We start from the raw sequence: 1,556 nt of genomic DNA, 5'->3' as shown, positions 1-1,556 counted from the left end.
GTATCCTCGTAGCGATCAATGATCAGGCCCGGCAAGCCGTCGCCTTCACCATGTACCAAGCGATAAAACGGAGCGGAAAATAAACGCTCACGCATACGCAAAGCCTGGAGCAGACGTTCCTGATAAAAGTGCTGGTCGATGCGTTGCTGGGGATTACGGCTGAGCAGGCGCCCGCAGAGGAGGGTGTGGGGATTGATATGGGCCAGACCAATGGCCTTGCCCTGGGCGTCTTCTATTGTGCAGACGCTGCCCGGAGCCACGTCCTGCAAAGGTGTCCTGGCGACGTCAATTTCGTTGCTGTAAATCCAGAGGTGGCCGGCGCGCAGACGACGGTCTTCCTTGGGACGCAGGCGCAGGGTAGGGTAAATAGTGCTTGATGACATGATCACAACCTGTTGGGAAAGGGAATTTGCCCGTTATTCCCCGAAACATCAAGGGAGAGCAATGCGCTGCATTTTACAGATATTTGCTTGATCCGTATATTGAGCGCGCCATGTATTTTATCCGCCGCCACGCTAGTCAGCCACTCAGGAGATGATCTGTGCCTATTGTCGATAATATTCGCGCCATTCGTTGGGAAGACCAGCAGTTGTGTTTACTGGATCAGCGCCTTCTGCCACAACAGGAAATCTGGTTGAAGCTCCGGGATTATCGGGAAGTCGCCGTCGCTATTACTCAGATGGTGGTGCGGGGCGCTCCCGCTATCGGTGTGACGGCAGCCTATGCCATGGCTCTGGCAATTCATGATATGCGCGAGCTGGCGGACTGGCAGCCGCGTTTGGCAGGAGCCGCCGCCGAGATCAAAGCGGCCCGGCCGACGGCTGTCAATCTGGCCTGGGCTACGGACCGGCAGTTGGCCCTGGCGCAAAAAGAGACTTCTGCCGAGACTGCAGCCGCTATTTTGCTGCAAGCTGCCCATGATCTGCTGGAGCAGGACATCGCCGATAATCAGCAGATGGGTCGTCATGGTGCGGCCTTGTTGCCCGAGCAGGGCTGCATCCTGACCCATTGCAACACCGGCAGCCTCGCGACCGGCGGTTACGGACCCGCTCTGGGGGTTATTCGTGCGGGCATTTCTGCCGGTAAACAGCTTCAGGTTTATGCGGATGAAACCCGCCCCTGGCTCCAGGGTGCGCGTCTGACCGCCTGGGAATTGCAAAAAGATGGTATTCCCTTTTGTCTCAATGCAGACAGTGCGGCGGCTTATCTGATGCAGCAGGGGCTCATCCAGGCGGTCATCGTCGGCGCTGATCGCATTGCCGCCAATGGCGATGCGGCCAATAAGATCGGCACCTACAGTCTGGCAGTTCTGGCCCAGTATCATCGCATCCCTTTTTATGTAGCGGCGCCCCTGAGCACCGTGGATTTTGCCATGCCGGCTGGCGCAGGCATCATCATCGAAGAGCGCCCGGAAAACGAAGTGCGGCAGTGTGCCGGCCATGATGTGGCCCCGGTCGGAGTCCAGGTACGTAATCCGGCATTTGATGTGACGCCTGCGGCCTTGATTACGGCAATTATTACGGAAAGAGGCGTGGCCCGGCCGGACTATCTGCACA

1 protein-coding gene and 1 pseudogene are annotated in these 1,556 nt (G+C 57.8%); one reads left to right on the top strand and one right to left on the bottom strand.

Annotated elements, in window-relative coordinates:
* Positions 1–383: pseudogene (locus AC2VNK_RS08200) on the bottom strand (class I SAM-dependent rRNA methyltransferase); the annotation flags it as partial.
* A gap of 158 nt (positions 384–541) precedes the next feature.
* Here AC2VNK_RS08200 and mtnA point away from each other — a divergent pair.
* A partial coding sequence (gene mtnA, locus AC2VNK_RS08195) for an S-methyl-5-thioribose-1-phosphate isomerase (protein ID WP_486883428.1) occupies positions 542–1,556 on the top strand: 1,015 nt, incomplete at its 3' end.

The organism is Acidithiobacillus sp. TH-A35 (assembly GCF_057473505.1).
Note: the sequence above shows the minus strand (reverse complement) of the source record. Positions and strands in the feature narration are given on the sequence as shown.